Origin of the sequence: Streptomyces sp. NPDC088730 (genome assembly GCF_044751215.1) — a bacterium.
In the GTDB taxonomy this organism is placed as follows: domain Bacteria; phylum Actinomycetota; class Actinomycetes; order Streptomycetales; family Streptomycetaceae; genus Streptomyces.
In genome coordinates this window covers 10,768-35,207 of record NZ_JBIVLK010000021.1, presented here as the reverse complement: position 1 = coordinate 35,207, position 24,440 = coordinate 10,768, and the positions used below count along the sequence as shown (strand labels likewise).

At 70.9% G+C, this 24,440-nt stretch carries 24 protein-coding genes; 10 read left to right on the top strand and 14 right to left on the bottom strand.

The window, feature by feature from the left end; translation table 11 throughout:
- Positions 1 to 3: 3 nt before the first annotated feature.
- Together ACIP89_RS34710 and ACIP89_RS34705 are read right to left on the bottom strand one after the other, a co-directional pair.
- The gene (locus tag ACIP89_RS34710) at positions 4 to 825 is read right to left on the bottom strand and encodes an APH(3'') family aminoglycoside O-phosphotransferase (RefSeq protein ID WP_401934350.1); all 822 of its coding nucleotides are present in this window, start codon (positions 823 to 825) and stop codon (positions 4 to 6) included.
- 212 nt (positions 826 to 1,037) lie between these two features.
- A complete protein-coding gene (locus ACIP89_RS34705) occupies positions 1,038 to 2,369 on the bottom strand; it encodes an aminotransferase class I/II-fold pyridoxal phosphate-dependent enzyme (RefSeq protein WP_402118339.1) in 1,332 nt (443 codons plus the stop codon).
- Between the two features lie 35 nt (positions 2,370 to 2,404).
- Here ACIP89_RS34705 and ACIP89_RS34700 point away from each other — a divergent pair, with 35 nt between their 5' ends.
- The gene (locus ACIP89_RS34700) at positions 2,405 to 3,100 is read left to right on the top strand and encodes a pyridoxamine 5'-phosphate oxidase family protein (RefSeq protein ID WP_401934346.1); all 696 of its coding nucleotides are present in this window, start codon (positions 2,405 to 2,407) and stop codon (positions 3,098 to 3,100) included.
- Positions 3,101 to 3,162: 62 nt separating this feature from the next.
- Here the strand turns inward: ACIP89_RS34700 and ACIP89_RS34695 are convergent, their stop codons facing one another.
- The 4 genes from ACIP89_RS34695 to ACIP89_RS34680 all read right to left on the bottom strand — a co-directional run bounded on the left by ACIP89_RS34695 (position 3,163) and on the right by ACIP89_RS34680 (position 6,531).
- The gene (locus ACIP89_RS34695) at positions 3,163 to 4,119 is read right to left on the bottom strand and encodes a DMT family transporter (RefSeq protein ID WP_402118337.1); all 957 of its coding nucleotides are present in this window, start codon (positions 4,117 to 4,119) and stop codon (positions 3,163 to 3,165) included.
- 157 nt (positions 4,120 to 4,276) lie between these two features.
- The gene (locus ACIP89_RS34690) at positions 4,277 to 5,281 is read right to left on the bottom strand and encodes an EamA family transporter (protein WP_402118335.1); all 1,005 of its coding nucleotides are present in this window, start codon (positions 5,279 to 5,281) and stop codon (positions 4,277 to 4,279) included.
- 56 nt (positions 5,282 to 5,337) lie between these two features.
- Positions 5,338 to 5,820 carry a nuclear transport factor 2 family protein gene (locus ACIP89_RS34685; RefSeq protein ID WP_402118334.1) on the bottom strand — a complete coding sequence of 161 codons (483 nt, stop codon included), beginning with the start codon at positions 5,818 to 5,820 and terminating at the stop codon, positions 5,338 to 5,340.
- A 168-nt stretch (positions 5,821 to 5,988) separates the two neighbouring features.
- The gene (locus ACIP89_RS34680) at positions 5,989 to 6,531 is read right to left on the bottom strand and encodes a Clp protease N-terminal domain-containing protein (protein ID WP_402118332.1); all 543 of its coding nucleotides are present in this window, start codon (positions 6,529 to 6,531) and stop codon (positions 5,989 to 5,991) included.
- Between the two features lie 243 nt (positions 6,532 to 6,774).
- Here ACIP89_RS34680 and ACIP89_RS34675 point away from each other — a divergent pair, with 243 nt between their 5' ends.
- On the top strand, positions 6,775 to 6,969 hold the full coding sequence (locus ACIP89_RS34675; protein WP_401932588.1) for a hypothetical protein: 195 nt from the start codon (positions 6,775 to 6,777) through the stop codon (positions 6,967 to 6,969).
- Positions 6,970 to 7,117: 148 nt separating this feature from the next.
- On the top strand, positions 7,118 to 7,549 hold the full coding sequence (locus ACIP89_RS34670) for an SRPBCC family protein (RefSeq protein WP_401932591.1): 432 nt from the start codon (positions 7,118 to 7,120) through the stop codon (positions 7,547 to 7,549).
- Between the two features lie 130 nt (positions 7,550 to 7,679).
- On the opposite strand, the gene ACIP89_RS34665 is transcribed toward ACIP89_RS34670, so the two are convergent.
- Entirely contained in the window at positions 7,680 to 8,327 is a 648-nt protein-coding gene (locus ACIP89_RS34665) for a PadR family transcriptional regulator (protein ID WP_401932593.1), read from the bottom strand.
- Between the two features lie 625 nt (positions 8,328 to 8,952).
- Here ACIP89_RS34665 and ACIP89_RS34660 point away from each other — a divergent pair.
- Positions 8,953 to 9,552: a TnsA-like heteromeric transposase endonuclease subunit gene (locus ACIP89_RS34660; RefSeq protein WP_401932596.1), complete on the top strand. Its 600-nt coding sequence runs from the start codon at positions 8,953 to 8,955 to the stop codon at positions 9,550 to 9,552.
- A 16-nt stretch (positions 9,553 to 9,568) separates the two neighbouring features.
- Here the strand turns inward: ACIP89_RS34660 and ACIP89_RS34655 are convergent, their stop codons facing one another.
- Both ACIP89_RS34655 and ACIP89_RS34650 read right to left on the bottom strand, forming a co-directional pair.
- A complete protein-coding gene (locus tag ACIP89_RS34655; protein ID WP_401932599.1) occupies positions 9,569 to 10,207 on the bottom strand; it encodes an SMI1/KNR4 family protein in 639 nt (212 codons plus the stop codon).
- Positions 10,208 to 10,279: 72 nt separating this feature from the next.
- Positions 10,280 to 10,612 (bottom strand): SCO4225 family membrane protein, encoded by a 333-nt coding sequence (locus tag ACIP89_RS34650; RefSeq protein WP_401932652.1) that lies wholly within the window; start codon positions 10,610 to 10,612, stop codon positions 10,280 to 10,282.
- A gap of 559 nt (positions 10,613 to 11,171) precedes the next feature.
- On the opposite strand from ACIP89_RS34650, the gene ACIP89_RS34645 reads away from it, so the two are divergent.
- Together ACIP89_RS34645 and ACIP89_RS34640 are read left to right on the top strand one after the other, a co-directional pair.
- On the top strand, positions 11,172 to 11,987 hold the full coding sequence (locus ACIP89_RS34645) for a class I SAM-dependent methyltransferase (RefSeq protein ID WP_401932654.1): 816 nt from the start codon (positions 11,172 to 11,174) through the stop codon (positions 11,985 to 11,987).
- A 51-nt stretch (positions 11,988 to 12,038) separates the two neighbouring features.
- A complete protein-coding gene (locus ACIP89_RS34640; protein ID WP_402118331.1) occupies positions 12,039 to 12,602 on the top strand; it encodes a DinB family protein in 564 nt (187 codons plus the stop codon).
- Positions 12,603 to 12,843: 241 nt separating this feature from the next.
- On the opposite strand, the gene ACIP89_RS34635 is transcribed toward ACIP89_RS34640, so the two are convergent.
- Together ACIP89_RS34635 and ACIP89_RS34630 are read right to left on the bottom strand one after the other, a co-directional pair.
- Positions 12,844 to 13,716 carry an RNA polymerase sigma-70 factor gene (locus ACIP89_RS34635; protein WP_402118329.1) on the bottom strand — a complete coding sequence of 291 codons (873 nt, stop codon included), beginning with the start codon at positions 13,714 to 13,716 and terminating at the stop codon, positions 12,844 to 12,846.
- Complete coding sequence (locus tag ACIP89_RS34630; protein WP_402118328.1) at positions 13,713 to 14,291, bottom strand: carboxymuconolactone decarboxylase family protein; 579 nt, start codon at positions 14,289 to 14,291, stop codon at positions 13,713 to 13,715. The genes ACIP89_RS34635 and ACIP89_RS34630 overlap by 4 nt, the downstream gene beginning before the upstream one ends.
- Positions 14,292 to 14,439: 148 nt before the next feature.
- On the opposite strand from ACIP89_RS34630, the gene ACIP89_RS34625 reads away from it, so the two are divergent.
- Complete coding sequence (locus ACIP89_RS34625) at positions 14,440 to 15,255, top strand: PhzF family phenazine biosynthesis protein (protein WP_402118327.1); 816 nt, start codon at positions 14,440 to 14,442, stop codon at positions 15,253 to 15,255.
- Positions 15,256 to 15,334: 79 nt separating this feature from the next.
- Here the strand turns inward: ACIP89_RS34625 and ACIP89_RS34620 are convergent, their stop codons facing one another.
- The gene (locus ACIP89_RS34620; RefSeq protein ID WP_401932612.1) at positions 15,335 to 16,114 is read right to left on the bottom strand and encodes a CPBP family intramembrane glutamic endopeptidase; all 780 of its coding nucleotides are present in this window, start codon (positions 16,112 to 16,114) and stop codon (positions 15,335 to 15,337) included.
- A 184-nt stretch (positions 16,115 to 16,298) separates the two neighbouring features.
- Here ACIP89_RS34620 and ACIP89_RS34615 point away from each other — a divergent pair, with 184 nt between their 5' ends.
- On the top strand, positions 16,299 to 18,086 hold the full coding sequence (locus ACIP89_RS34615) for a substrate-binding and VWA domain-containing protein (protein WP_402118326.1): 1,788 nt from the start codon (positions 16,299 to 16,301) through the stop codon (positions 18,084 to 18,086).
- Between the two features lie 81 nt (positions 18,087 to 18,167).
- On the opposite strand, the gene ACIP89_RS34610 is transcribed toward ACIP89_RS34615, so the two are convergent.
- Positions 18,168 to 19,673 (bottom strand): glutamate-cysteine ligase family protein, encoded by a 1,506-nt coding sequence (locus tag ACIP89_RS34610; RefSeq protein WP_401934317.1) that lies wholly within the window; start codon positions 19,671 to 19,673, stop codon positions 18,168 to 18,170.
- A gap of 483 nt (positions 19,674 to 20,156) precedes the next feature.
- Between ACIP89_RS34610 and ACIP89_RS34605 the strand changes: the two genes are divergently transcribed.
- Both ACIP89_RS34605 and ACIP89_RS34600 read left to right on the top strand, forming a co-directional pair.
- Positions 20,157 to 20,750, top strand: a complete 594-nt coding sequence (locus tag ACIP89_RS34605) for a hypothetical protein (protein ID WP_401934315.1) — start codon at positions 20,157 to 20,159, stop codon at positions 20,748 to 20,750.
- A gap of 313 nt (positions 20,751 to 21,063) precedes the next feature.
- Positions 21,064 to 21,270, top strand: coding sequence for a DUF5999 family protein (locus tag ACIP89_RS34600; protein WP_401932623.1), 207 nt, complete (start codon positions 21,064 to 21,066; stop codon positions 21,268 to 21,270).
- Positions 21,271 to 21,367: 97 nt separating this feature from the next.
- Here ACIP89_RS34600 and gcvP read toward each other — a convergent pair whose 3' ends face one another.
- Positions 21,368 to 24,253, bottom strand: a complete 2,886-nt coding sequence (gcvP, locus tag ACIP89_RS34595; protein WP_402118324.1) for an aminomethyl-transferring glycine dehydrogenase — start codon at positions 24,251 to 24,253, stop codon at positions 21,368 to 21,370.
- Between the last annotated feature and the right edge of the window lie 187 nt (positions 24,254 to 24,440).

The window sequence follows — 24,440 nt, the reverse complement described above, 5'->3', positions numbered from 1 at the left end:
CGTTCAGCCCCAGGTGAGCGGGTCGAGATGGAGGTAGAAGCGCAGGCGGTCGTGGTCGAGCGCGATGCCGTACCTCGCGGCGAGGGCCGTGTCCGCGGCTCGGGCCTGCTCCTCGTCCGTCCAGGATTCCCGCGCGTTGGCGAGCAGCAGAGCCAGATCGGCGTAGCGGTCGGCCAGTCCGAGGCGGCCCAGATCGATGAAGCCTGACACCTCCAGGGTCTGCGGATCGAGGATGATGTTGGGCAGGCAGAGGTCCCCGTGGCACACGACCGTGTCGGCGGCTTCCTGCTCCCGTCGCTGTGAGATCTGCCGGTTGAGGCGGTCCAGCAGCTCAGGGGCGGGGGTCTGCTGCTGTTCGACGGGGAGGAATTCGGGGTTGACGGCGTCACGGGCCACGACATCGCGCGCCACGGCGACCATGGCGTCCAGGCTCCGGCGGAACGGGCACTGGGACACGGGCACCTCGTGCAGCCCGCGGACCGCGTCCGCGATGTGTTCCCAGGCAGCCCACAGGTCCTCGGCGGGCACCTGATCAGCAGGGATGCCGGCGACAGCACGCGTCACCAGACAGGCGCCGTCGTCACCGGACCGCCAGTCGAGCACTCGGGGGCCGGGAACACCCTGACCGCTCAGCCAGGCGACCCGGTCGCACTCGGCCTTCAGATCGGCGGCATCCGCAGCGGGCACGCACTTGGCATACCGCGTGGCGTCCGCACTGCGAAAGACGGTTGCTCCCGACTCTCCGGCGCCGACAGGCAACCAGCCGCCGTCATCCACGCCGAGCAGCACCGGCGACAGGGTCCGAGTTCCGCGCGGATCACTCATGTCGGCCACTCTAAGCGCCGTTCCGCACCGGGATCAGGACCGCGGATCTCCACCCCCGGCAATGCGCCCTGCCGCCGGCCGAGGCGCTCACATCGTTCCGCGTCCGAGCCCGGCACCCCGTCCCGACTCCCGGCCGGAGCACCGGCTCAGCCGCACCGTCTCCCCCACCCGAGCACCGGCCAGCCGCACCGCCTCCCCGCCCGAGCACCGGCTCAGCCGTAGCTCAGCGGCCGGGCGGGCCCCGCCGCTGCCGCCACCGCGTCCGCCAGCGGAGCGATGTCCGCGTCGACGAGCGGGGACACGGTGATCCGGATCCCCTGGGGCGCGGACATCCGGAACCGGGCCCCGGGCGCCACCGCCCAGCCCGTGTGCAGCAGCCGTGCCACGGCCCCGGTCTCGTCGCTCACCGGGATCCACACGTTCATCCCGCTCCGGCCGTGCGCCTCGACCCCGCGGGCCTCCAGCGCCCGCACCAGCGCGTCCCGGCGCAGCGCGTACGACCGGGCCACCTCGCGCGGGTCCACGGCGCCCGAGGTCCACAGGTGCACCATCGCCCGCTGGAGCAGTTTGCTGACCCAGCCTGGCCCCAGCCGCTGCCGCCCCGACACCCGGTCGGCCGTGACCGCGTCGCCCGTCAGCACGGCGACCCGCAGGTCCGGCCCGTACGCCTTGGCCACCGAACGCACGACCGCCCAGCGGTCCGTGGCGCCCGCCAGGGTGTGGAGCGGCAGATCGACGATGGCGTGTCCGTGGTCGTCCTCGATCAGCAGCACGCCCCGGTGTCCCGCGAGCACCGCGCGCAGTTCGGCAGCGCGCCCGGCACCGATCGCGGCCCCGGTCGGATTCTGCGCCCGGCCGGTGACGACGACCGCACGGGCGCCCGCTCGCAGCGCCGCTTCGAGAGCGTCCGGCAACGGACCGTCGTCGTCGAGCGCCACCGGGACCGGGCGCATTCCCAGCGCGGGCACGAGATCCAGCAGACTGCCCCAGCCCGGATCCTCGACGGCGACCGCGTCGCCCGGTCGGAGATGGGCGGTCAGCACCCGCTCGATCGCGTCGAGCGATCCCGAGGTGGCGATCACCGGCCCGGCCGGAATCCCGTCCGAGTCGAAAGCGCTTCGTGCGAACGCGGCGAACTCCGGATCCACCGGCGCCTGTGCGTACATCCCGGGCGCACGCGCGTACGCCTCGGTGACCGCCGCGAACGCCTCGCCCAGGGCGGGCAGCAGCGCCGGATCGGGATCCCCCGTGCCCAGGTCCCGCACCCCGGGCGGTGCCTCGATCCGCAGCGATCCCCGCGCGGTGCTCGCGGGGCGCGGCCGGACGCGGCTGCCCCTGCGCCCCGCCGTCTCGATCACCCCGCGCTCGCGCAGGGTGCGGTAGGCGGCTGCCACCGTATTGGGGTTCACCTCCAGCTGGGTCGCCAACTCCCGCATGGGGGGCAGCACTTGCCCCGGGGCCAGCTCCCCCGAGCCGACCGCCCGCTCCACGCTGGCGGCAATTTCCGATGCGCGCCGTCCGGTGATCCGATACTCTCCTAGCACAAAGAACAGTATGCACTAGTGCAATGGAGTACGCAATGCCGGACACCCAACCGCCGCAGACCACGGGCCCGGACGCGGCGGCCGCTTACGAACCGACCGGTCGCACGGTCCCGACCCGCTCCCGCGAACGGGCCGCGTACGACCGCGAGCAGATCCACTCGATACTCGACGAGGCCTGTGTCTGTCACCTCGGCTTCGTACGCGACGGCGCCCCCGTCGTCCTTCCGACGCTCTTCGGCCGGATCGGGGAGCGGCTCTACGTACACGGCTCCACCGGCTCCCGCCCGCTGCGGACGGCGGGCGGGAGCTCCGACGGGCTCGCCGTGTGCCTGACGGTGACCCATGTCGACGGGCTGGTGCTGGCCCGTTCCGCCTTCCACCACTCGCTCAACTACCGCTCGGTGGTGGTCCACGGGACCGCGCACGCGGTGACGGACCCCGAGGAGCGGCGCACCGCGCTCGACGCGATCGTGGAGCAGGTGGTTCCGGGGCGCTCACGGGACTCACGTCCGGCCAACGAGAAGGAGCTGGCGGCCACCGCCGTGCTCCGGCTGGATCTGCGGGAGGTGTCCGCCAAGGTCCGCACCGGCGGCCCGAACGACGAACCGGAAGACCTCGCACTGCCCTACTGGACGGGGGTCGTCCCGCTCACGCACGGATTCGCCGCCCCCGTCCCCGCGGCCGACCTCGATCCCGCCATCGCGGTTCCGGACTATCTCAAGGCACTCTGAACCACCCCCTGGGCGGGCGGACCGGCCCTCGCCGGGCAGTGAACCGGCCCGCCCGCCCCGGGTCAGGCGTGGGCGGCCGCCGCACGGCGGGCGTTCGCGGCGCCCCGCATCTCGGCCACCGCCAGCCCCGCCACCGCGGTGAGCAGCAGCAGGGTCCCCGCGACGGTGGCGGCGGTGAGCTCCTCGCCGAGCACCACGACGGCGATGAACGCCGCACTCACCGGTTCGAGGAGCATGATCACCGAAACGGTGGCGGCGCGCACCACCGCGGCCCCCGCGAAGTAGAGCGCGTAGGCGAGAGCGGTCGGGATGGCGGCGACGTACGCCATCAGGGCCACCACCTCCACCGGGTGCGCGGTCGCCGGCACGATTCCCTCGCCGGCCGCCATCGGCAGCAGCAGCACGGCCGCGACGGCGAACGCCCAGGCGCTGGTCGCGAGCGCGTCGGCCCCGCCACCGCCCCGGCCCAGCCAACGGGTCAGCAGGGTGATCGACGCGTAACCGGCCGCGGAGAGCAGCGCCAGCGCGATACCGGCGGGCCGCACCGTACCGGCGTCGCCGCCGAGCACCAGCACGGCGAGCCCGGTCAGCGCGCCCGCCACCGCGGCGATCCCGCCGCCGCCCAGCCGCTCGCCCATGGTGATCCGGGCGCCGACGGCGATGAGGACGGGGCCCGCCCCGAGCGTGACGACGGTCCCGACCGCGAGGCCGGTGACCTGGACCGCGGCGAAATAGGCGGTCTGGAAGACGGTGAGCCCGACACCGGTGCCGACGATCCGCAGCAGCCGACGACGACGGGGCTCGGCAGCGGCCGCGGCCCGCGCGGGCCGCAGCACCAGCGCGGCGAGCAGGAGTACGAGGCCGCCCGCGCATCGCCAGAAAGACAGCGCGAGGGGGCCGAGATCACTGGCCCCGAAGATCAGCGAGGCGGCGGCACCGGCCGTGCCCCAGGCCACTCCGGCGATGATCAAATAACACAGGCTCCGCCCGGCGGACAGGCCGGAAGCAGGATTCGACACGTGACTTCTCCAAGGAAGACGGGAAGGTGGTCGCTCGGCTCCGCACGCGGGCAGCGACGAACCGCTCGGGGACTGCCCGAGCCCGGTCTTCGTCAGAGGTGGCCGCCCGCGCTAGGCGGCGGGAGGCGGAAGTACGGTGAGATGCATGATCGTCACCCTACGAGGCGGCACGGCCGGCGGACAACTCCCCCTCGGCCCCGGCCGGCTCACCGCCCGGTCCTGAAGCGACGGGTCCCGAGGGCGCCCTCGGTGTGGAGGACTGCGCGATGAAGGCACCGAACAGCACCAGGAACCCGCCGATGAGCTGCGGGGCCGCCAGATGCTCCCCGAGCAGAACCCAGGCGAGCACGGTCGCGATGACCGCTTCCAGACAGGCGACGACGCCCGCGACGGCCGGGGACAGCATCCGCACCGAGATCACCCCGGTGACGTACGCGATGACGGTGGCGAGCAGCACGATCCAGACGAGCAGCAGCCAGGCGGGCACATCCGTGCCGTTCATGGCGGTGCCCCCGGCGAGCAGGGACCAGTCCATGCCCCAGGGCCGGGCCACCACGGTGAGGACGGCGGTACCGATCAGCAGTCCGTAGGCGATGACCCCGACCGGGTGCGGAGTCCCGGCACCCGCCGCCTGTTCGCCGCTGCCCTGGTCGGAGAGGACGAAGTAGCCGACCTGGCAGCAGGCGGCGGCGAGTGCGAGCAGCAGGCCGACGATGTCGAAGGTCAGCCCGGACCACACCTCGACCACGCACGCCAGACCGCCCACGGCCAGGACCACGCCCACCGCGGCCGCCCGGGTGACCGGGCGGCGCTGGACGAAGCGCACCCAGCCCAGGACGAGCGCCGGCGCGAGGTATTCGACCAGCAGCGCCACGCCGACCGGGATGCGGGAGATCGCCATGAAGTAGCAGGCCTGGACGCCCGCGACGGCGAGCAGCCCGAAGCCGAGCAGCAGCACGGGCCGGCCGCGCACCAGAGCGCGGTGGCGCCAGGCCACCGGCAGCATGACGAGCGCGGCGCCCGCCACCCGGAGCCACACCACGTGGAGCGGGTCGAGCCCCGCCTCGATCAGTGGCTTGGCAGCCACTCCGGAACCGCCGAACGCGAAGGCCGAGGCGAGGGCGAGTCCCAGGCCGGCGCTTCTACCCCGAGACGCGTGCATCGGCACATCATGACAGCTGCCGTCAGGAGCGTCACCTCGGTGACACCTGTCGCGGATTACGCTCCGATGCCACCACCCGCTCCCGCCGGAACCTGCCGCCAGGACCTCCCGGCGGCCGACGCCGCCGCACGGGCCACCGCGGGTGCGTCCATGTAGTCGTGGACCCGGGTGATCAGACCCTCGCTGACCTCGATGATCAGGAGTCCGGGGACACGGGCCCGCTCGCCCCCGGCGGACTCCACCACGACCACGTGTCCGGCGATGACCATGTCCGGCCCGGTGGCCGCGTGCACCACGACGTCCCTAACCTCGACCACGCGGAGCGGACTGGCGCCCCAGGCCGCCCGGTAGCCCGCCCGGACCTCCTCCCGGCCTTCGAACCGCTCGGGAAGGCCGGGCGCCGAGAACGGGAACTCGTGCACCGCGTCCACGGCGTACAGATCGGCCAGGCCGTCCGCCGACTTGTCCCGCATGGCCTGGTGGTAGCGGTCCAGCACCGTACGGGCGACGGACGGGGCGGGCGGTTGTGACGTCGCCATGGGACTCGCTCCATTCACTCAACGCTCGTTGAGTAAAACGATACGAGTCCGCCCCGCGTCGGTCAACAGCCGTTGAGCCACCTCGGGCATCGCTTCGGCCGACGCGGACAGGCGACGGTCACGCAGCGCTTCGGCACCGGGCGCGGGGGCGTCGGACGGGCCCGGCGGTCAGCCCTGGCCAGAGGTGCCGACGATCCGGTCCGCGAGCAGCCCCGTGTCCACGCCCGCCCGCTCCAGCACCTCGACGGCCCGGCACCACCGGTCCGCGGCGAGCGCGGCGAGCAGATCGAGCCCGCAGGCCCGTTCCCGGCCCAGGAGCCGGGCGCGCCGATGGGCCTCCTCCATCGCGGAACCGGCGGCCGGTGACCAGCCCTCGGCCACCGCGTCCGGTGCGGCCGGGACGACCGGGACGGCCCCGGAGTCCTCGATCGCGCCCTGCCAGCGGAGCCCGTAGCCGATACTGCGCTGGACGAGGTAGCCGAGCACTCTGGCCAGCTGCGGTCCGCCGTCGAAGGCGGTGCGGACCGCGGGGTCGGACTCGATCAGGGAGTGCAGCAGATGAGCCGTGTCGATCTGCTGATCGCCGTCGCGGAGGGCGCGCCTGCGCGCACCCGTCACCACCGCGGCCAGCTCGTCGGTGAGCTCGGCGTCGGTCTCGGCACGGTGGTTCGGTGCGGGCTGCTGAGGAATCCGCGGTGTCCGGTTCTGCACACTCCTACCTCATCAGCCCTGACGGACCGGATCGTCCCCGGAGAGGCCCATTGACACATCCCACCCGAGTTGGGCACAGAGGCGCGACTCCTCCTCCTTACGGATGAGATCAAGCCGTTCTGGAATCCGGTCCCGGGAAACGGCGCGCGCCGCCTTGCCCTGCCCTCCCACAGCAACCGGAATGACCCCCGCGCACGTCCCACAGCCCGGAGCACTGTTGCGGCGGCGGGAGGGGTGCCGGAGGTGAGCTGGCTGGTCGCCCTGCCCGCACTCGACGGGCGTGACTACGTCTACCGGGTCCACGCGCCCCGCGACGCGCTGCCCGCCGACCTGTTCTGGGCGGCGTTCCACTGCCACGACGACGGCCCGCACCCGCGCGCCTCCGACCGCTTCGACTCCGCGCGGATCTGGCGGGCCGGAACAGAAACCTGGATCTGAACAAGCCACGGATCTGACACAGCCGTGGATCCGCAGAGAACCTTGGGTCCGCACAGAACCTCCAATCTGACAGTTCATCAGTATTGAATGTTCAAGCCTCTGCGACTACGTTCCGCGACACCGTAACCCGCCGAGAAGGGGTGGTCGCATGGCCGAAGTCAGTGCAGAGGCGCGCATCGAGGCACCGGCCGAGAAGGTCTGGGCCCAGCTGACCGACTTCAGCACGTACGGGGAGTGGAACGCCACCCACACCAGCTTCCCCAAGGGCGGACCGGCCACCCTGGAGCTCGCGGGCACCTATGAGGAGAACATGAAGCTCATGGGGTTCCCGGCCGAGGTGACATGGACGATCGCCGAGCTGGACGACGGCCGCCTGCTGACGACCACCGGGAAGGGCCCCATGGGCGTCAACCTGAAGATGCGCTACGCGCTGACACCGGACGGGGACGCCACCAAGGTGCGCATCGACGGCGAGTTCACGGGGGCGGCTGTCTCCCTGATGGCCGGCAAGCTCAAGGATTCAGCCACTGCCGCCCTCATCGAGTCACTGCGCAAACTGGACGGACTGATCGTCGCCTGAAAGCGACGGACGGCCGGACCGGCCACACCCGTACCCGCACCCGCCGTTCGCACACCGGCGTCGAAAAGGCCCCGCGGGACATCCGCGGGGCCTCTTCGACGTACGGTTCCTCAGCCTTCGCACCGTCGGCTCAGTCCTCGTCGGCGAGGATCAGATAGAGCTTCTTCCGGGCGTCGTTGATGACCGTGAGCGCCTTCTCGCGCTGGTCGGCGGAGCCGGTCTTCCAGACCTGGCCGAACGCCTCCATCAGACCGAATCCGGCCTGCCGGATCTCATTGACGCCTTCCCAGTCGACGCCGCGGCCGGCCTCTTCCCAGGGCGCTTCGGAACCCGACTCCGCCTCGGTGCGGCCGGTGTCGGTCAGCGTGAACAGCTTCTTGCCGCCCTCGCTGGCGCTGACGATCAGGCCCTCGTCCTCCAGCAGCTGAAGGGTCGGGTACACCGAGCCGGGACTGGGCCGCCAGGCCCCGCCGCTGCGCTCGCCGATCTCCTGGATCATCTCGTAGCCGTGCATCGGCCGGTCCTTCAGCAGGGCCAGGATCGAGGCGCGTACGTCACCGCGGCGCGCCCTTCCCCGGCCGCCGCCCCGGCCGCGGCCGCCCCCGAAGGGGCCACCACCGAAGGGTCCGCCGCCGAACGGCGGTCCGAACTGCCCGAAGGCCGCCCTGCGCCCCTCGAAGTCACCCCGCGCGTCCTCGCCGGCGGGACCGAAGGGGCCGCGCCCACGCCCGTGCCCGTGTCCATGTCCGTGTCCGTGTTCATATCCGTGTGATCGCATGACTGCACTCCTTCTATCGTTGATCGGTCGCGATGCTTCAACGATATATCGGAACCGGTCGCTTGGCAAACCCCTCGCTGAGACCGGTTGTCCTGTGCCGGCGAATCCCGTTCGCTGGAGAGCTGTCCCGTCCCTCGCCTTCTCGCCGCTGTCCCGGGTGAGGTTGTGCAGTTCACCGTCCGTCCCGGGGCATGTTGCCGCCCGCCGCACGTACCCGGACTCGGCGGGCGTTCGCCCTGGTGAGGGGGCCTGATGGCTGTCAAGGCGTTCGCCGATGCAGGGCACGGCGTTTTCGAGGTCGAGTACGTCGATGCGGACCGCGTTCGCCGTCGTGAGCCGCTGTCAGCGGTGTGGACGGAAGGGTTCGAGACGATGCCGCCAGTGCGGAAGGTACGTGCGTAGGGCGGGCAGCGGTCGGTGACCCGGGATTACTGGTCGGCGACCATGCGCAGGGCTCTCGCGTGCGAGTCGCGGCTGGAGCGTGATCACGCGATGCCGATGGACTTCGATCCGCAGGTTTCGGGGCTGGTGTCGCCGCCGTTCCGGCTGATTCGGCCTACGCGCCGAGGGCGCCTGGGGACACGTCCCGGACTTCTTCCTACGTCTTGCTGACGGCACCGGGACGGTGGTCGATGTCCGTCCGGACGACCGGATTGAGCTGGACGACGCCGAGGCGTTCGCAGCGACCGAGCGGGTCTGTGATCCGGCTGGCTGGTCGTTTGAACGGGTGGGGATGATCAGACCGGCTCTACTGGCGAACGTGCGCTGGTCAAGGGGCTACGGCCATTCCAGGTGTTGGCGGCAGGAGACTGCGGGACGGCTGCTGGAGGCGTTCAACGTGCCGAGGCCGCTGTTCGCCGGGGCGGAGGCGGTCGGCGACCGGGTCGCGGTGCTGCCGGTGCTCTACCACCTGCTCTGGCGCGGGGCGCTGGTTACAGAGATGGAGTCGCAGGTCATGGGGCCCACTGGACGGCCAAAACCCAGGGAACTGGCTCCCGGTACTGCCCGCCCTCCAACCGGCAATCTTCCGACTCGACAGGGCCCTGCCCAGGGCAGGGCCCCCCGGGTCCGATCACGTCCTGGGGGCAGGGCCTGTTCGAAGGCGCTTTGCGCGTGGCTCCGCCGCCGGGGCATTGCGCACGCGAGGGATCGCCTCCCGGTGCGAGGGAACCTCTCGGTCCTACGAAGCGGTCGTCGCCCTGCCCCACTCCGGGCGTCAGCGTGAAGACTGACGACCCGACTCAGTCCATGTCCTCGTCCGCGTCCTCCTCCATGCTCTCGTACCCGGAGCGGAAGAGCGCGGAGAAGCTGGGGTACTGGGTGGTGTCGCCGTACTTCGGTGCGAACTCGTAGGCGGCCCACTCGCCGTCCGGCCCGACGTCGGTCGGGTCGAGCAGCCAGAAGTCCTCTCCCCGGGCGATCTCGACGGACCGGCGGAACAACTCGACGTCTCCCTCGTTGCCCGGTATGGACGCGTAGGTCTCGGTCACGCGGCTGCCGGCGTCGCTGTCCCGCATCCACACGACGCGGTCGCACGGATGGACGCCGTCCACGTAGGCATCGAGGCGCGTCCAACCGTCGCTCGCCAGGAAGAACCCCCGCAGGCTGGGCGGGAACCGCACCCCGAGCCGTTCCTCGGCTGCCGCCAGAGCCTCCTCGTGAGCAGGGGCTTCACCCAGCCACAGCTCGACGTGTCCGCCTTGGTCCAGAGCCTCCAGCTGATCCTCGTCCAGGAGGTCGTCCAACTCTTCCTCGTCGGCACGGGTCTTCACGTACAGCTCGCCGAACCGCTGCAGAAAGTCGCGCCACGCTTCCGGCGTCGTCAGGACGGCGGCAACTTCATTGTCTTCAGGCTCAGTTGTCTCACTCATGCCGATCATGGTGCCAGGTGGCTATGACAATGCGGAGGAGGGGGCGGCCCCTGGTGCTGGATCTGTCGAACTGCCGGGCAGTCAGGCGTTGCTGACGTCGCTCCCGGTGCTGTGGGCCCACCGCTCGGTGATGTTGCGGTACAGGGCGCCGAGCGCGGCGGCCTGGACAAGGGCACCGACGGGGACGCCTATCAGTCCTGCGGGTCCGGCGACGAGGAACACCATCGAGGTCGGTGCCGTGACGAAGAAGGCCCACACTCCGGCGAAGCTGGCGTCTCCGGAGGAAGAGTGGGAGAGGGCGTCCATGGTCACCCACACGCACACCGCGAAAACAACACCCAAGTATCCCAGGGACAGCGGGTTCACCAGGTAGTGGCGGAGAGCCTGGGGAAACGAGCGGCGATTCTTTTCCAGGGCGGATCTCCTGAGAATGCCGGAACGCCCGGTACGGTGGCTGACCTGCTGACGGCCGGAACAATGCCGTCCACCGGAATCCGTCACATGAGTACCCCTACTCATGATCGCCTTCGGCCTTCGCATCTGCCGGCCGGGACCCGACACTCCGGCCACCCATGCTTCTGACGACGCTGCACTATAGAGCCAGACAGTCGCCCTCAAATCCCCCTGAGCGACAACGTCTTCCCGGACCTCCGAGATCACTCCGTTCGCTGCATCTTGCCTATTCGCAGGTCAACGACACACCGCATTGACAACATTGACAACCCAGAACCGAACGGGACACTCGTTCGCCGGAGAGCGTTGCCGCAGGCCGTCGGGCCGGTCGTGAGACGCTGCTGGCCAGCCTGGAACCGAGGCGCCCCCTGGAGTGCGACGCGGAGGTACCGCCCACCGACATCACCGGCCGCCAGGCCCCGGCCTGCTGCCAGAAGGCATACCGGCAGCGGAAGGCCCAACTGGCTCCGCCTAGGCTGGCGCGGTGACTGATGAGCAGAAGCGGGTGCGGCCGTCGGGAGTGTGGGCCACGGCGGTGGGGGTGGCCCGGGTGCGGGCGCTGGAGACCGAGCGGGAGAACGCGCTGTTCCGCGACCCACTGGCACAGGCCTTCGCCACCGCCGGCGGTCTATGGCCCTCCTCACCGCCGCTGCCCGACGACGAGGCCGCGCGCCGCCGCCGGCTGGCCGTGGCGTTCTCCATCGTGATCAGGACGAAGTTCCTCGACGACCTGTTGCAGCGGGCCTCCGCGTCCGGGGTCCGGCAGGTCGTGCAGCTCGGCGCCGGCATGGACAGCCGGGCCTTCCGGATGGACTGGCCCGAGGGCACCCGGCTGTTCGAGGTCGACACCGCCGCGCCACTGGACTTCAAGGCTTCGGTGCTGCGCCGGGAGCGGGCCGTCGCCCGCTGCGAGCGGATCACCGTCGCGGTGGATCTGCGTGCGGACTGGCCGGCCGCGCTGGCCGCCGCAGGGCACGACCCGGCGGTGCCGACCGTGTGGATCGCCGAAGGACTGCTGATCTATCTGCCCGAGGACGCGGTGGAACTGCTCCTGACCCGGATCGGCGCGCAGTCGGCGGCAGGCAGTCGGATGGGGCTGACGTTGGGCTCGCGCGGCGTGATCGAGCGCTTCGGCGCGGACGCCGTGCCGGGATCGGCGGCCTCCATGTGGGTCTCGGAGATGCCCGACGACCCGGCGGGCTGGCTGGCCGGGCACGGCTGGGAGGCCGACAGCCATACCCTGCGCGAGTGCGCTGCCGCGTACGGCCGCCCGATCAGCACCCCTCCGCGGCGCGAGGAGCGGCCCGGCGGACTGATCTCGGCGGTCCGCCGGTAGAGCGCCTCCAGGCGGCGACGACTCGGCCCGACGGATCTGTAATGTGCGGCAATGATGAGAAGCGAGCGGCTCGCGGAGCAGTTGGACTGGTACTGGCGCAAGAACCTGCGGCCACGGCTGGACGGTCTTACCGACGAGGAGTACTTCTGGGAGCCGGTGCGCGACTGCTGGAGCATCCGCCCGCGCGGCACGTCGGCCGCACCAATGTCGGCGGGTTCGGGGAAGTGGACGATGGACTCCGCGTCCCCCGACCCGGCGCCTGCACCGGTGACCACTATTGCCTGGCGGCTGGCGCACATCACCGTCTCGTGCCTGGGCTACCGGGTCGGATGGCACTTCGGCGGCCAGGACATCGACTCCCGGACATTCGCCTACGCGGGGACCGCCGAAGAGGCGCTGGGGCAGCTCGACGACATGTACGGGAGATGGAACGCGGGAGTCCGCAAGCTCTCGGACACCGACCTGGACAATCCGCCCGCGGTGGGTCCCGAGCGGTTTCCCATGGAGAACAGGGTCCTGCACGTCAACAGGGAGCTGATCCATCACGGCGCCGAGATTTCCCTGCTGCGCGACCTCTACCGCCGGCGGGACGGAGCCGCACCGCACCGCATATGACTTTCTGGGGCCGGCGACCGAGCTTCGGAAGACGGGACAGGACAGCCTCGTCTTCTGTTGCCGATACGCCTCTGGCGGCAGTGCCGGGAGCCATGCCCGGCGCCGTGCCCCGCGGCTTCCTTCTGACCTGGGGCCTGAGCGGACTGGACAGGCACGCCGTCGCGTTCCGGCCCGGACTGCGGTGGTGAGTGTTCCGGGCGGTCTCGCCCGGAACACTCACGACACAGGGGCAGCAGCCGGCTTACCTGACGAGTTCAGCCGGTTCGTCCAGTCGCGTCAGCTTCCGCGGGTTTCTCACCAGGTAGACCCGGGTGATCTGCCCGTTCTCCACGACGAGGCTCACCGCGGTGGCCAGCTCGCCGTCGATCTCGATCCGGCCCGCGGGTGCGCCGTTGAGCCACACGGCCGTCGTCGCGAGCGCGGCCGCGTCGACCCGGTTGGTGCGCGCGAGCACCCTCGCCACCAGCTCGACCCCGTGGATCGGAGCCAGCGCGGCGGCCGCCAGCCCGCCACCGTCGGCGATCAGGACCACGTCCGGCGCCATGAGCTCGACCAGCTCCTGCAACTGCCCGGTCCGCAAGGCCTGCAGGAACCGCTCCACCACGGCCTGCTGCTCCGGCCGGCTCACCCGCACCCGCGGACGTCTGGCCGCCACATGCTCGCGTGCCCGCCGCGCGATCTGCCGCACCGTGGCCGCGGACTTCCCGATGGCCCCGGCGATCTCGCCGTACGGCAGCTCGAACACCTCGCGGAGCACGAACACCGCCCGCTCCGTCGGCCCGAGCGTTTCCAGGACGGTCAGCACCGCGATCGAGACGCTCTCCGCGAGCTCTACGTCCTCGGCGACATCCGGGCTGGTCAGCAACGGTTCCGGCAGCCACTCGCCGACATAGTCCTCGCGGCTGCGCGCCAGCGTCCGCAGCCGGTTGAGCGCCTGCCGTGTGACGGTCCTGACGAGGTACGCCCGCGCGTCGTTCACCCGCGACCGGTCGACCTCGGCCCACCGCAGCCAGGACTCCTGCAGCACGTCCTCCGCGTCGGCCGCCGAGCCGAGCATCTCGTAGGCGACCGTGAACAGCAGACCGCGATGGGCGACGAACGGGTCCTCGGTCATGCCGTCGAGACTGCGTCGGACGTCGCAGGGCGCGCAGCCAGCGGGATCTCGCAGGCCTCGGAGTAGCCCTGCGAGGTGATCCCGTGCGCCGTGTTGCACCTGGTTGCCAGGTTGGCGAAGCCGATGAACACGGTGATCTCGACCAGCGCCGCCGGGCCGAGCCGGCCGAGCAGACTCGCCGACAGCCCATCGGTGACGGTCGGCGGCGTGTTCGTCATGGCCTCGGCGTACTCCATCACCTCCCGCTCCAGTGGCGTGAACACCTCCGACTCCCGCCAGCGCGGCACCTGGCTCGCCTTGGTCAGGTCCAGGTTCTGGTTCTGTGCCGCGAAGTAGTTGATGTCGAGGCACCAGCTGCAGCCGATCTGTGCCGCGACGGCCATGTGCGCGAACGTCTTGAGGCTCGCGTCGGCCGCGTCCCAGGTGCCCACCGTGGCCGAGAACTCCTGGTTGGCCTGGGCGATCTTGGGGTTGTTCCACAACACCTCGTCGGGCTCGGGCACGGAACCGAGCTGCTTGATCAGGATTTCGCGGAGCTCGGCGGGGAGCTCGGCCTTCGGAATGCGCAGTGCCATCGTGTTCTCCTCTGAACGTTTTCCCGCTTCGGCATGAAGACACCGCCGGGCCCGCGAATGTGACACCCGCACCGAGCCGGGACCGACCGGTCCGCGGATCCGGAATTGGCCTTGGCGTAGGGGTCCGCGGCGCGCCTACGGTCGCGGCATGAGGATTCGAATCGTCGACGCGTTCACCGACCGCCCCTTCACCGGCAATCCCGCAGGCGTCCTGCTGCTGGGTCCGGAGGGCTTCCCCGACGACAGCCGGCTCCAGCAGATCGCGGCGGAGCTGAACCTGTCCGAGACCGCGTTCGCACACCCGCTGGCGCCGGGCGGCGCCGCGGACTGGGCGCTGCGCTGGTTCACCCCGGCCACCGAGGTCGACATGTGCGGCCACGCCACCCTCGCCACCGCCCACGTCCTGCACACCACGGCCGTCGCGAGCGGCACGGTGCGCTTCGCCGCCCGGTGCGGCATCCTCACCTCGACCGCCCGGCCGGACGGCTCGCTCACGCTCGACTTCCCCACCGCGCCGCTGACCCCGGAGGCCACGCCGGACTGGCTGGCCGCCGCACTGGGTGCGGAGCCCGTATCGGTGCACGACACGGGCCCGCACACCGGCGACCTGCTCGTGGAACTGGCCGACGAGGCGGCCGTACGGGGACTGGCCCCGGATTTCGCGGCGCTGGCCGCCCACTCGCGGCGCGGCGTCATCGCCACGGCCGCGGCCACCGGGTCCGGCTACGACTTCGTCTCCCGCGGCTTCTTCCCCGCCGTGGGCATCGACGAGGACCCCGTGACGGGCAGCGCCCACACCGCCCTGGCGCCGTTCTGGTCGGCCCGGCTCGGCCGCGACGAACTGACCGGCCTCCAGGCGTCCGCCCGGTCCGGTCTCGTCCGCACCGCGCTGCGCGGTGACCGGACCCTGCTGACCGGCGAGGCCGTCACGGTCCTGGACGGAGAACTGCTCGTCGCCCTGTAGCAGGGGCAGGAGGAAACGCCTGGAGGGGGTGTGCGGATCATCCCGCACACCCCCTCCAGGAGCCCGGCCCCACTGCCGTTCACGGGGTGGGCAGCCACCCCACCTTTCCGGCGAGCAGCGCGTATCCGACGAACGCCCCGATGTCGAGCAGGGCGTGCGCGGCGACCAGCGGCCCCACCCGCTGCCAGCGCCGGTACAGCAGCACGAAGACGACACCCATCGCCATGTTCCCGATGAACCCGCCGATCCCCTGATACAGGTGGTAGGAGCCCCGCAGCACCGAACTGGCCACCAGGGCGGCCATCGGGGTCCAGCCCAACTGCCCCAGCCGGCGCAGCAGGTATCCGACGACGATCACCTCCTCCAGTACGGAGTTCTGGACCGCCGACAGGATCAGCACGGGGAACTTCCACCACACGTCGGGCAGCGACTCGGGGACGACCGTGAGGTTGAATCCGGCGGCCCGCGCCACCAGATAGAAGGCCAGCCCGGCGCTGCCGATGCCCGCCGCCACCAGGGTGCCGCGCCCCAGGTCCGATCCCGGCCTGGTCCGGTCGAAACCGATCGCCCGCAGGCCCGCCCCCTCGCGGATCAGGAGGTGGGCCACCAGCGCGACAGGCACCAGCGCGGTCGCGATACCGAAGAGCTGCCAGGCGAGATCCAGCCAGGGGCGGCCGGGTGCGTAGGAACTGTTGAGCGTCGCCGCCTGGTCCTTCAAACCCCCTGGTTTCGTCAGTGATCCGACAAAACTGATCAGGGCAGACACCCCGCTGGCTCCCAGCGAGAGCGCCAGCACCAACACCGTCTCGGACCGCAAGATCCGTCGTGACACGGCCTCCTGAGGATAAGAATCAGCCACGCGCCCCGCCTCCACCTGTACACCTGCCTTCAGTTGTGCATTCACGTCCCATGCCGCTCCCCGCCCCGCTAGGGTCTCGAATACAGGTACGAAGATCATGCGCGACAGGCCGGGGGACAAGCACCATTGCCGATGGTGTGGTCCCCCTTTTCCTTGTTCATCCTCAAGGAGGGGCACCACCGACATGGGACGTCACAGCTTGCCCGACGACTACACGGCGGACGGAAGCGGGGACCGTCCACCGAACCGCCGTCGAACCGTAGCCATCGCCACCGCGCTCGTTCTCGCCGTGGCGGCGGGAACGGCGGTAGCGGCCCAGGGGGGCTTGCTGTCGTTCTCGAAGTCCTGCGAGGACTCAGCGGTGCACCTGTCGATGGTGGCCTCGCCCGATATCGCGCCCGCCGTGCGCGCGGTGGCCGACAAGGCCCGCAAGGACGATCTGAGATCCGACGGCAACTGTCTCGACGTGGAGGTGCTGGCCCGTGACTCGTACAAGGTCGCCGACGCCCTCGCCGCCGGGACCAGCAAGCCCGACTACCAGATGTGGCTGCCGGATTCCGATCTCTGGCTGAGCCGGGCGAAGGGGACCGGCGACGCCGTGCCCGTCACCCCGGGCGACTCCGTCGCCTCCTCCCCGGTGGCCCTGGCCATGGTGCCCTCCGCCGCAAAGACCCTCGGCTGGCCGGAGAAGAAGTACACCTGGGCCGAGCTGATGGCCACGGCCATGGAGTCCGACAAGGTGCGGCTGGGCTCGGCCGACCCGGCGCGCAGCGCCACCGGCCTGCTGGCGCTCACCAGCATCGGCGCGTCCTCCGACAAACAGGGCGGGGACAGCGACACCAGGGTCGCCGCCACCGCCAAGCTCCTCGCCCAGCGGATGTCGGACGGCGACACCCAGGTGCTCGGGACCCTGGCCGGCGACGACTCGGGCGCCGAGGAGGGCAATCCCGCCCGGAACCAGGCGGTGCTGCTGTCCGAGCAGGCCGCGTTCGCCCACAACGCCGAGTCGACCGCGGCCGGGAAGCTCGACCTGTTCTACCCCGAGGACGGCACCCCGCTGCTCGACTATCCGTTCGCGCTGGTCAACGAGGATCAGCTCAGTACGGACAAGAGCCGGGCGGCGCTGCGGTTCATGACCCTGCTCTCCGAGGAGAGCGCGCAGCGCACACTGGAGGAGCACGGTTTCCGGACGGTCGACGGCACGGCGGGCGGCACACTGGTCGCGTCCGCGGGCGGCAGGTCGCCTCAGCCGTACGCCACCTCACCCGCCACGGCGCCTTCCGACGAGACACTTCAGGAAACGCTCGGCATGTGGACGATCACCGTGCAGAGCGCACGGCTCACCACGGTCGTCGATGCCTCGGGGTCGATGGCCACGATCGTGCCGGGCCGCAACCAGTCCCGGATGGACGTCACCAAGGCGTCCCTGATCGAGGCCCTCAACCAGTTCACCCCGAACGACGAGATCGGCCTCTGGGAGTTCGCCACCAGGCTCGACGGCGACAAGGACTACCGCCGGCTGGTGGCGACCAGCCGGCTCGGGGAGAAGGCGAAGGACGGCGGCACCCACCGTGCGAAGCTCACGGAGGCCTTCTCGGCGCTGCAGCCCGTGCCGGACGGGGCGACCGGGCTGTACGACACCACGCTGGCCGCCTACAAGGAGGCGCAGCGCACCTACGTGAAGGGCAAGTTCAACGCCGTCGTGATCCTCACCGACGGCTCGAACCAGGATGACCATTCCATCTCGCGCAGCGCCCTGATCGCGGAACTCACCCGGATCGCCGATCCCGAGCGACCGGTTCCGCTGCTCGCCATCGCGGTCGGTCCCGACGCCGACCGTGAAGAGGTGAACGAGATAGCCAAGGTGACCGGTGGCGGCGGCTACCAGGTCAACGACCCGGCCGAGATCCAGGCAGTGATCTTCCAGGCGGTCATGACCGCCGGGCAGAGCGGCCGCGCCGCCCAGGAGTAGCCGCCGAGCCGTGCCGAACGCGGGCGGGGCCAGCCCCTCGTCGGGTCCGGACCGAGCGCCCGGGGGTCCGGCCCCGCCCGCTCATGTCCGCGCGATGCCCACCGGCCAGCTGTGCACGGGCTCCCCGCCCAGCATCAGTTCGGCGTACCGGCGGGTCATGGCGGCGAGCGCGGCGTCCCGCCCCAGCCCGGACTCACGGGCCCGGTGATAGGTGTCCGCCTGCCAGGACGCCCCGTTGGTCCGCCGCTTGCAGCGCTCCTCGATGATCCCGAGGTAGCGGTCGCGGTCGGCGGGTTCGATGTTCCACGCGTCGAGCCCGGCGGCCGCCAGCGGCAGCAGTTCGTCCCGTACGAGCTTGGCGGCCGGGACCCGGGTCAGCCCACCGGCGCGGCCGGGCCGGGGCCAGAGCAGTTCGGCGTCGATGCCCCGGCGGCAGGCGGTGTCGAAGTTCTCGGCCGCCGCGGCGAACGGCATCCTGGTCCACACCGGCCGGGACTCCTCCGCCAGGGCCCGCACGAGCCCGTAGTAGAGCGCGGCGTTGGCGATCACGTCCGCGACGGTCGGTCCGGCGGGCAGCACCCGGTTCTCCACCCGGAGGTGGGGAACGCCGTCCGACAGCCCGTACACCGGCCGGTTCCAGCGGTAGACCGTGCCGTTGTGCAGCACGAGTTCCTGGAGCCGGGGCACCCCGCCCTCGTCGAGGACCCGCAGCGGCTCCTCCTCGTCGCAGATGGGCAGGAGCGGGGGGAAGTAGCGCACGTTCTCCTCGAAGAGCTCGTACGCCGAACCCGTCCACCGCTCCCCGAACCAGGTCCTGGGGCGCACCCCCTGGTTCTGCAGTTCGGGCGGCCTGGTGTCCGTGGCCTGCTGGAAGAGCGGCGGCCGCGACTCCCGCCACAGCTCCCGGCCGAACAGGAAGGGCGAATTGGCACCCAGGGCCACCTGGACCGCGGCAACGGCCTGCGCGGCGTTCCACACGTCGGGGAACCGTTCCGGGGTCACCTGGAGGTGGAGCTGGACCGAGGTGCAGGCCGCCTCCGGTGCGATCGACCCCGAGGTGCAGACCAGGCGCTCCACACCTTCGATATCGAGGGAGAAATCCTCGCCGCGCGCCGCCACCATTTGGTCGTTCAGCAGCGCGTAGCGGTCCACGTCCGAGAGGGTCCCGCGGACCATGTCCGTACTGCCGACGGTGGGCAGGATGCCGATCATCATGATCCCGGCATCGACCTCACCGGCCTTCCGGTCGGCATATCCAAGGCCGGTTCGCAGCTCTTCGGCCAGCTGATCGAGAACACGGCCGTCGAGACGGTGGGGAACAATGTTCACTTCCAGATTGAACATCCCGAGTTCCGTCTGGAAATCCCCGCTCGCGATGCGCTCAAGGACCTGTCCATTCAACATCTTCGGCATACCGTCGGGGCCCGCCAGGTTCAGCTCGATCTCCATGCCCATGAGGTTGCGCGGCCGGTCGAATCTCCGCTCCGCCAGCAGCCTCTCCAGCCCCTCCAGGCACTGGTGGAGCTTCCGTCGGTACCTCTGCCGATCGGACAGGTCAAAGGCGCCCGCCACGACCTTCTCCCCCATCGACGTGTCCCTCCATGAGTGGGCAGCCCGCGGCCCAGGCCGCTCGCGTCACGATCGATAATGCCCAGACGGAGTGATCTATAACGCCCCGCGGACAGTGCACACCCGCTAATCTGATGACCGCGGCCGGGGGCACATTCACTCGGCATGACGCAGTGAGCGCTTTCCGCCGTTCGGGGCGTAAGAAATACGCCGACGTGTTTCAGCCTACCGCGTCGGAGGGAAAACCCGAGGCGGCGGCTGCGGCGCGCCTCACCGAATCAGCATATTCTCCGCATAATAAAGTCTGGATACCGCCTTGCCGGCAATAGTGGTGGCGGCTAGTGGAATCACCGCGTGAACACGTGTCGTATAAACTCCGCGAACGGGGCAGAGAGTTGACGCACCGGCTCAGTCACCGGCCTCCTCTGGCCCCGCCCGCCGACAGCGCCGTCTGCACCCGCCCACGCTCCACCGTGTCTCCGAAGTGAGAGGCGACCCACCATGCCCCTGCATGTTCCTCCGGCCCCCGCGCCCGCGCTGAGAAGCGTCCTCGCGGCACTCGGTTCACCCACCGCGGTCCGCGAGGCCCGGACACCTGCCCTGCGGTCGGCCCAGGGCCCCCTGAGCCCCGAACACCCGCTCCCCGTACACGTGCTGGACCGCGGCGGACCGGACGGACTCACACCCACCACCCGGCTCGCCGCCTGGCGCTTCCAGATCCGCGGCGCGGAGCGGGCGGTCGCCGCCGCGGACACCATGCTCACCCCCGACGGCTGGACCTTCTCGCACTTCTTCGAGGGCCCCTACGTCGCCTCGACCGAACTCGCCCTGCGCCGGGCGGAGGCGGCGAGCACGCACTACCAGCCGAGGCTGCTGTCCATCCCCGAGCTCTACATGCTGGCGCTGTGGCTGCACGAGGACACCGAGGCCGACGCGTCCACCGGCTCCCCCGCACCCGCCGATCTGCTGGTACCACTGGCTCCCGCTCCCCCGGGCATCGCGGCACACCGTCCGCACCGGGTCGCCGAGCTGCTTCCAGTGATCACCACCCGCATCACACCCGGCCCCGGCCCTCTCCTCGGCTCTCCGGCCTGACCTCCGGCCCTCTCACTTCACTGTGCCCCGCCTCCGGTTCCGGTGGCGGGGCACAGCGCGCGGGGGCGCATCCGCGCCCCATCCGGACTAGCCCCATCCGGCCACCCCGAACCACCCGAAGTGACAGGGCAGTTGCGTTGAACCGTCCGGCCGGGTGACGCGTCATGAGAGGAGAAGCAGCGCTGCCGCGAAATCCCTGCGGAACGACGCCCGTGGGGCAACACTGGGAACGGACCGATCGATACGGGGGGCGGCCATGAACACCTCTTCAAGCCGCAGGACACTCAACTCAACGCAGCGAAAGAACCCAGCCATGTGTCAGCACCAGCCACCCTGCCCCACAGCCGACTCAGCCGACCGGGAGGCAGCCCGCCCGGTGGCACACCATCCGGAGCAGGGCTGGAGCCTGCTGTGCAACGGCGTCCTGCTCTTCGAGGACACCGGTGAGCTGCTCCCGAACGGGCAGATCATCGCGCCCCACCGGCCGCTGGGAACGGGCCGGGTGATGAAGGCCGCCTGACCGCGGCAGATACGGGGAGGGGCCGGCCCGGAGAGATCTCCGCACCGGCCCCGACGCAGTTCCGCGTCATCCGCCGACGCCCACGACGTCGGCCCCGTCAGTTGTCGTACTCGTCCAGCGGCGGGCAGGAGCAGACGAGGTTACGGTCACCGAACGCACCGTCGATCCGGCGCACCGGCGGCCAGTACTTGTCCGCGGCGGTGACCCCGGCCGGGAAGACCGCCTCCGCACGGCTGTAGCCGTGCGCCCAGTCACCGCCCAGCGCGGCAGCCGTGTGCGGGGCATTGGCCAGCGGGTTGTCGTCCGCGGCCCACTCGCCCGAGGCCACCTTCTCGATCTCGGCGCGAATGGCGATCATCGTGTCGCAGAAGCGGTCCAGCTCCGCGAGGTCCTCGCTCTCGGTCGGTTCGATCATCAGCGTGCCCGCGACCGGGAACGACATGGTCGGTGAGTGGAAGCCGTAGTCGATGAGCCGCTTGGCCACGTCGTCGATGCTGACGCCGGTCGCCTTGGAGATCGGCCGCAGATCCACGATGCACTCGTGCGCGACGAGCCCGGCCGGGCCGTTGTACAGGATCGGGTAGTGCGGCTCCAGGCGCTTGGCGATGTAGTTCGCGGCGAGTACGGCGACCTGCGTCGCACGCTTCAGGCCCTCCCCGCCCATCAGGCGTACGTACGCCCAGGAGATCGGCAGGATGCCGGCCGAGCCCCACGGCGCGGCCGAGATCGGGCCGACCCCGGTCTCCGGACCGGCGGCGGGCTGCAGCGGGTGGTTCGGCAGGTATGGCGCCAGGTGCGCGCGCACCCCGACCGGGCCGACGCCGGGGCCGCCGCCGCCGTGCGGGATGCAGAAGGTCTTGTGCAGGTTCAGGTGCGAGACGTCGCCGCCGAAGTGGCCCGGCTTGGCGAGCCCGACCAGCGCGTTGAGGTTGGCGCCGTCGACGTACACCTGACCGCCCGCGTCGTGCACCTCGGCGCAGATGTCCGCGACGTGCTCCTCGAAGACACCGTGCGTCGACGGGTAGGTGATCATGAGCACGGCCAGCTCGTCGCGGTACTGCTCGATCTTGGCGCGGAGGTCCTTGATGTCGACCTCTCCGTCGTCGGCGGTCTTCACCACGACGACCCGCATACCGGCCATCACCGCACTGGCCGCGTTCGTGCCGTGCGCGGAGGACGGGATCAGGCAGACGGTCCGCCCCTCGTCACCGTTGGCACGGTGGTACGCCCGGACGGCCAGCAGTCCGGCGAACTCGCCCTGCGAACCGGCGTTCGGCTGGATGGACACCGCGTCGTAACCGGTGACCTCGGCCAGCCGCTCCTCCAGCTCACGGATGAGCGTCAGGAAGCCCTGGGCCTGCTCGGCCGGCGCGAAGGGGTGCAGCGCTCCGAACTCGGGCCAGGTGATCGACTCCATCTCGGCGGTCGCGTTCAGCTTCATGGTGCAGGAGCCGAGCGGGATCATGCCGCGGTCCAGCGCGTAGTCACGGTCGGCGAGCTTGCGCAGGTAGCGCAGCATCGCGGTCTCGGAACGGTGCTGGTGGAAGACCGGGTGGGTCAGCACGGAGTCGGTCCGCAGCAGCCCCTCGGGCAGCGCGTCGGCGGTCGTGGCGTCCAGCGCCTCGATGTCACCGGTGACGCCGAAGGACGCCCAGACGGACGCGATCTCCGTACGTGTGGTGGTCTCGTCACAGGCGAGCGAGACGAGATCGCCGTCGACGACCCGCAGGTTCACGCCGCGCTCGCGGGCGTCGGCCACGACCTCCGCGGCCCGGCCGGGCACCCGGACGGTCAGCGTGTCGAAGTGCGAGGCGGTGACCACGTCCACGCCGCCGGACCGCAGGCCCTGCGCGAGGATCGCGGCGTAACGGTGGGTGCGCCGCGCGATCGTCCGCAGCCCGTCGGGGCCGTGGTAGACGGCGTACATGCCGGCCATCACGGCGAGGAGCACCTGAGCGGTGCAGATGTTACTGGTGGCCTTCTCACGGCGGATGTGCTGCTCGCGGGTCTGCAGGGCCAGCCGGTAGGCCTTGTTGCCGTCCGCGTCCACGGAGACGCCGACGAGACGGCCCGGCAGGCTGCGGGCGAACTTCTCGCGCACGGCCATGAAGCCGGCGTGCGGTCCGCCGAAGCCCATCGGCACGCCGAAGCGCTGCGTGGTGCCCACCGCGATGTCCGCGCCCAGCTCGCCGGGCGAGGTGAGCAGGGTGAGCGCCAGCAGGTCGGCGGCGACGGTGACGATCGCGCCCAGCTCGTGGGACTGCTCGATGACGGGCCGCAGATCGCGCACGGCTCCGGAGGCGCCCGGGTACTGCAGCAGTACGCCGAAGACGCCGCGCTCCGCGATCTCCGCCGGGATGCCGTCGGCCAGGTCGGCGACGACGACCTCGACACCGGTCGGCTCCGCACGGGTCCGGATCACGGCGACGGTCTGCGGGAGGGCGTCGGCGTCGACCAGGAAGACGCCGTTCTTCACCTTGCCGACGCGCCGTGCCAGCGCCATCGCCTCGGCGGCGGCGGTGCCCTCGTCGAGCAGCGAGGCACCGGAGGTGGGCAGTCCGGTCAGGTCCGCGACCATCGTCTGGAAGTTCAGGAGGGCTTCGAGGCGGCCCTGGGAGATCTCCGGCTGGTACGGCGTGTAGGCCGTGTACCAGGCGGGGTTCTCCATCACGTTGCGCAGGATCACCGGCGGGGTGAACGTGCCGTAGTAGCCGAGCCCGATCATCGGGGCCAGCACCTGGTTGCGGTCGGCGAGCGCCCGCAGTTCGGCCAGCACCTCGGCCTCGGTGCGGGCCGTGGGAAGCCGCAGCGCCTCGGCGCTCCGGATGACGTCGGGCACCGCGGCCGAGGTGAGCTCGTCGAGCGAGCCGTAACCGACCTGGGCGAGCATCTTCGCCTGCGCCGCGGCGTCGGGACCGATATGACGCTGCTCGAACGGGATTCCCTGTTCGAGCTGGGAGAGCGAAGTGCGACGGGGGGTCATGGTGGAGGCCTCCTGGTCTGTCACGACCTGCGAGGGGCACCGCGGCGCGGGGTGCCCGAACGGCCTCCCCCTCTGTCATCTCAACCTGAGAGCTTCACCGGTGCCACTGCGCGCACCGGCTTTCACCGTCGGTGAGGGAGGGACCCACTCGGCACCCGTGCCGTGCGGAACCCGCCCTGCTTTCCAG

Bases quoted from the DNA above. Each gene is read 5' to 3' on its own strand.
- ACIP89_RS34600 (WP_401932623.1), top strand. From the start codon at position 21,064: ATGTGTCAGCACCAGCCACCCTGCCCCACAGCCGACTCAGCCGACCGG.
- ACIP89_RS34690 (WP_402118335.1), bottom strand. From the start codon at position 5,281: ATGCACGCGTCTCGGGGTAGAAGCGCCGGCCTGGGACTCGCCCTCGCC.
- ACIP89_RS34615 (WP_402118326.1), top strand. From the start codon at position 16,299: ATGGGACGTCACAGCTTGCCCGACGACTACACGGCGGACGGAAGCGGG.
- ACIP89_RS34630 (WP_402118328.1), bottom strand. From the start codon at position 14,291: ATGGCACTGCGCATTCCGAAGGCCGAGCTCCCCGCCGAGCTCCGCGAA.
- ACIP89_RS34685 (WP_402118334.1), bottom strand. From the start codon at position 5,820: ATGGCGACGTCACAACCGCCCGCCCCGTCCGTCGCCCGTACGGTGCTG.
- ACIP89_RS34640 (WP_402118331.1), top strand. From the start codon at position 12,039: ATGATGAGAAGCGAGCGGCTCGCGGAGCAGTTGGACTGGTACTGGCGC.
- ACIP89_RS34665 (WP_401932593.1), bottom strand. From the start codon at position 8,327: ATGCGATCACACGGATATGAACACGGACACGGACATGGACACGGGCAC.
- ACIP89_RS34670 (WP_401932591.1), top strand. From the start codon at position 7,118: ATGGCCGAAGTCAGTGCAGAGGCGCGCATCGAGGCACCGGCCGAGAAG.
- gcvP (WP_402118324.1), bottom strand. From the start codon at position 24,253: ATGACCCCCCGTCGCACTTCGCTCTCCCAGCTCGAACAGGGAATCCCG.
- ACIP89_RS34625 (WP_402118327.1), top strand. From the start codon at position 14,440: ATGAGGATTCGAATCGTCGACGCGTTCACCGACCGCCCCTTCACCGGC.
- ACIP89_RS34635 (WP_402118329.1), bottom strand. From the start codon at position 13,716: ATGACCGAGGACCCGTTCGTCGCCCATCGCGGTCTGCTGTTCACGGTC.
- ACIP89_RS34710 (WP_401934350.1), bottom strand. From the start codon at position 825: ATGAGTGATCCGCGCGGAACTCGGACCCTGTCGCCGGTGCTGCTCGGC.
- ACIP89_RS34610 (WP_401934317.1), bottom strand. From the start codon at position 19,673: ATGGGGGAGAAGGTCGTGGCGGGCGCCTTTGACCTGTCCGATCGGCAG.
- ACIP89_RS34655 (WP_401932599.1), bottom strand. From the start codon at position 10,207: ATGATCGGCATGAGTGAGACAACTGAGCCTGAAGACAATGAAGTTGCC.
- ACIP89_RS34605 (WP_401934315.1), top strand. From the start codon at position 20,157: ATGCCCCTGCATGTTCCTCCGGCCCCCGCGCCCGCGCTGAGAAGCGTC.
- ACIP89_RS34700 (WP_401934346.1), top strand. From the start codon at position 2,405: ATGCCGGACACCCAACCGCCGCAGACCACGGGCCCGGACGCGGCGGCC.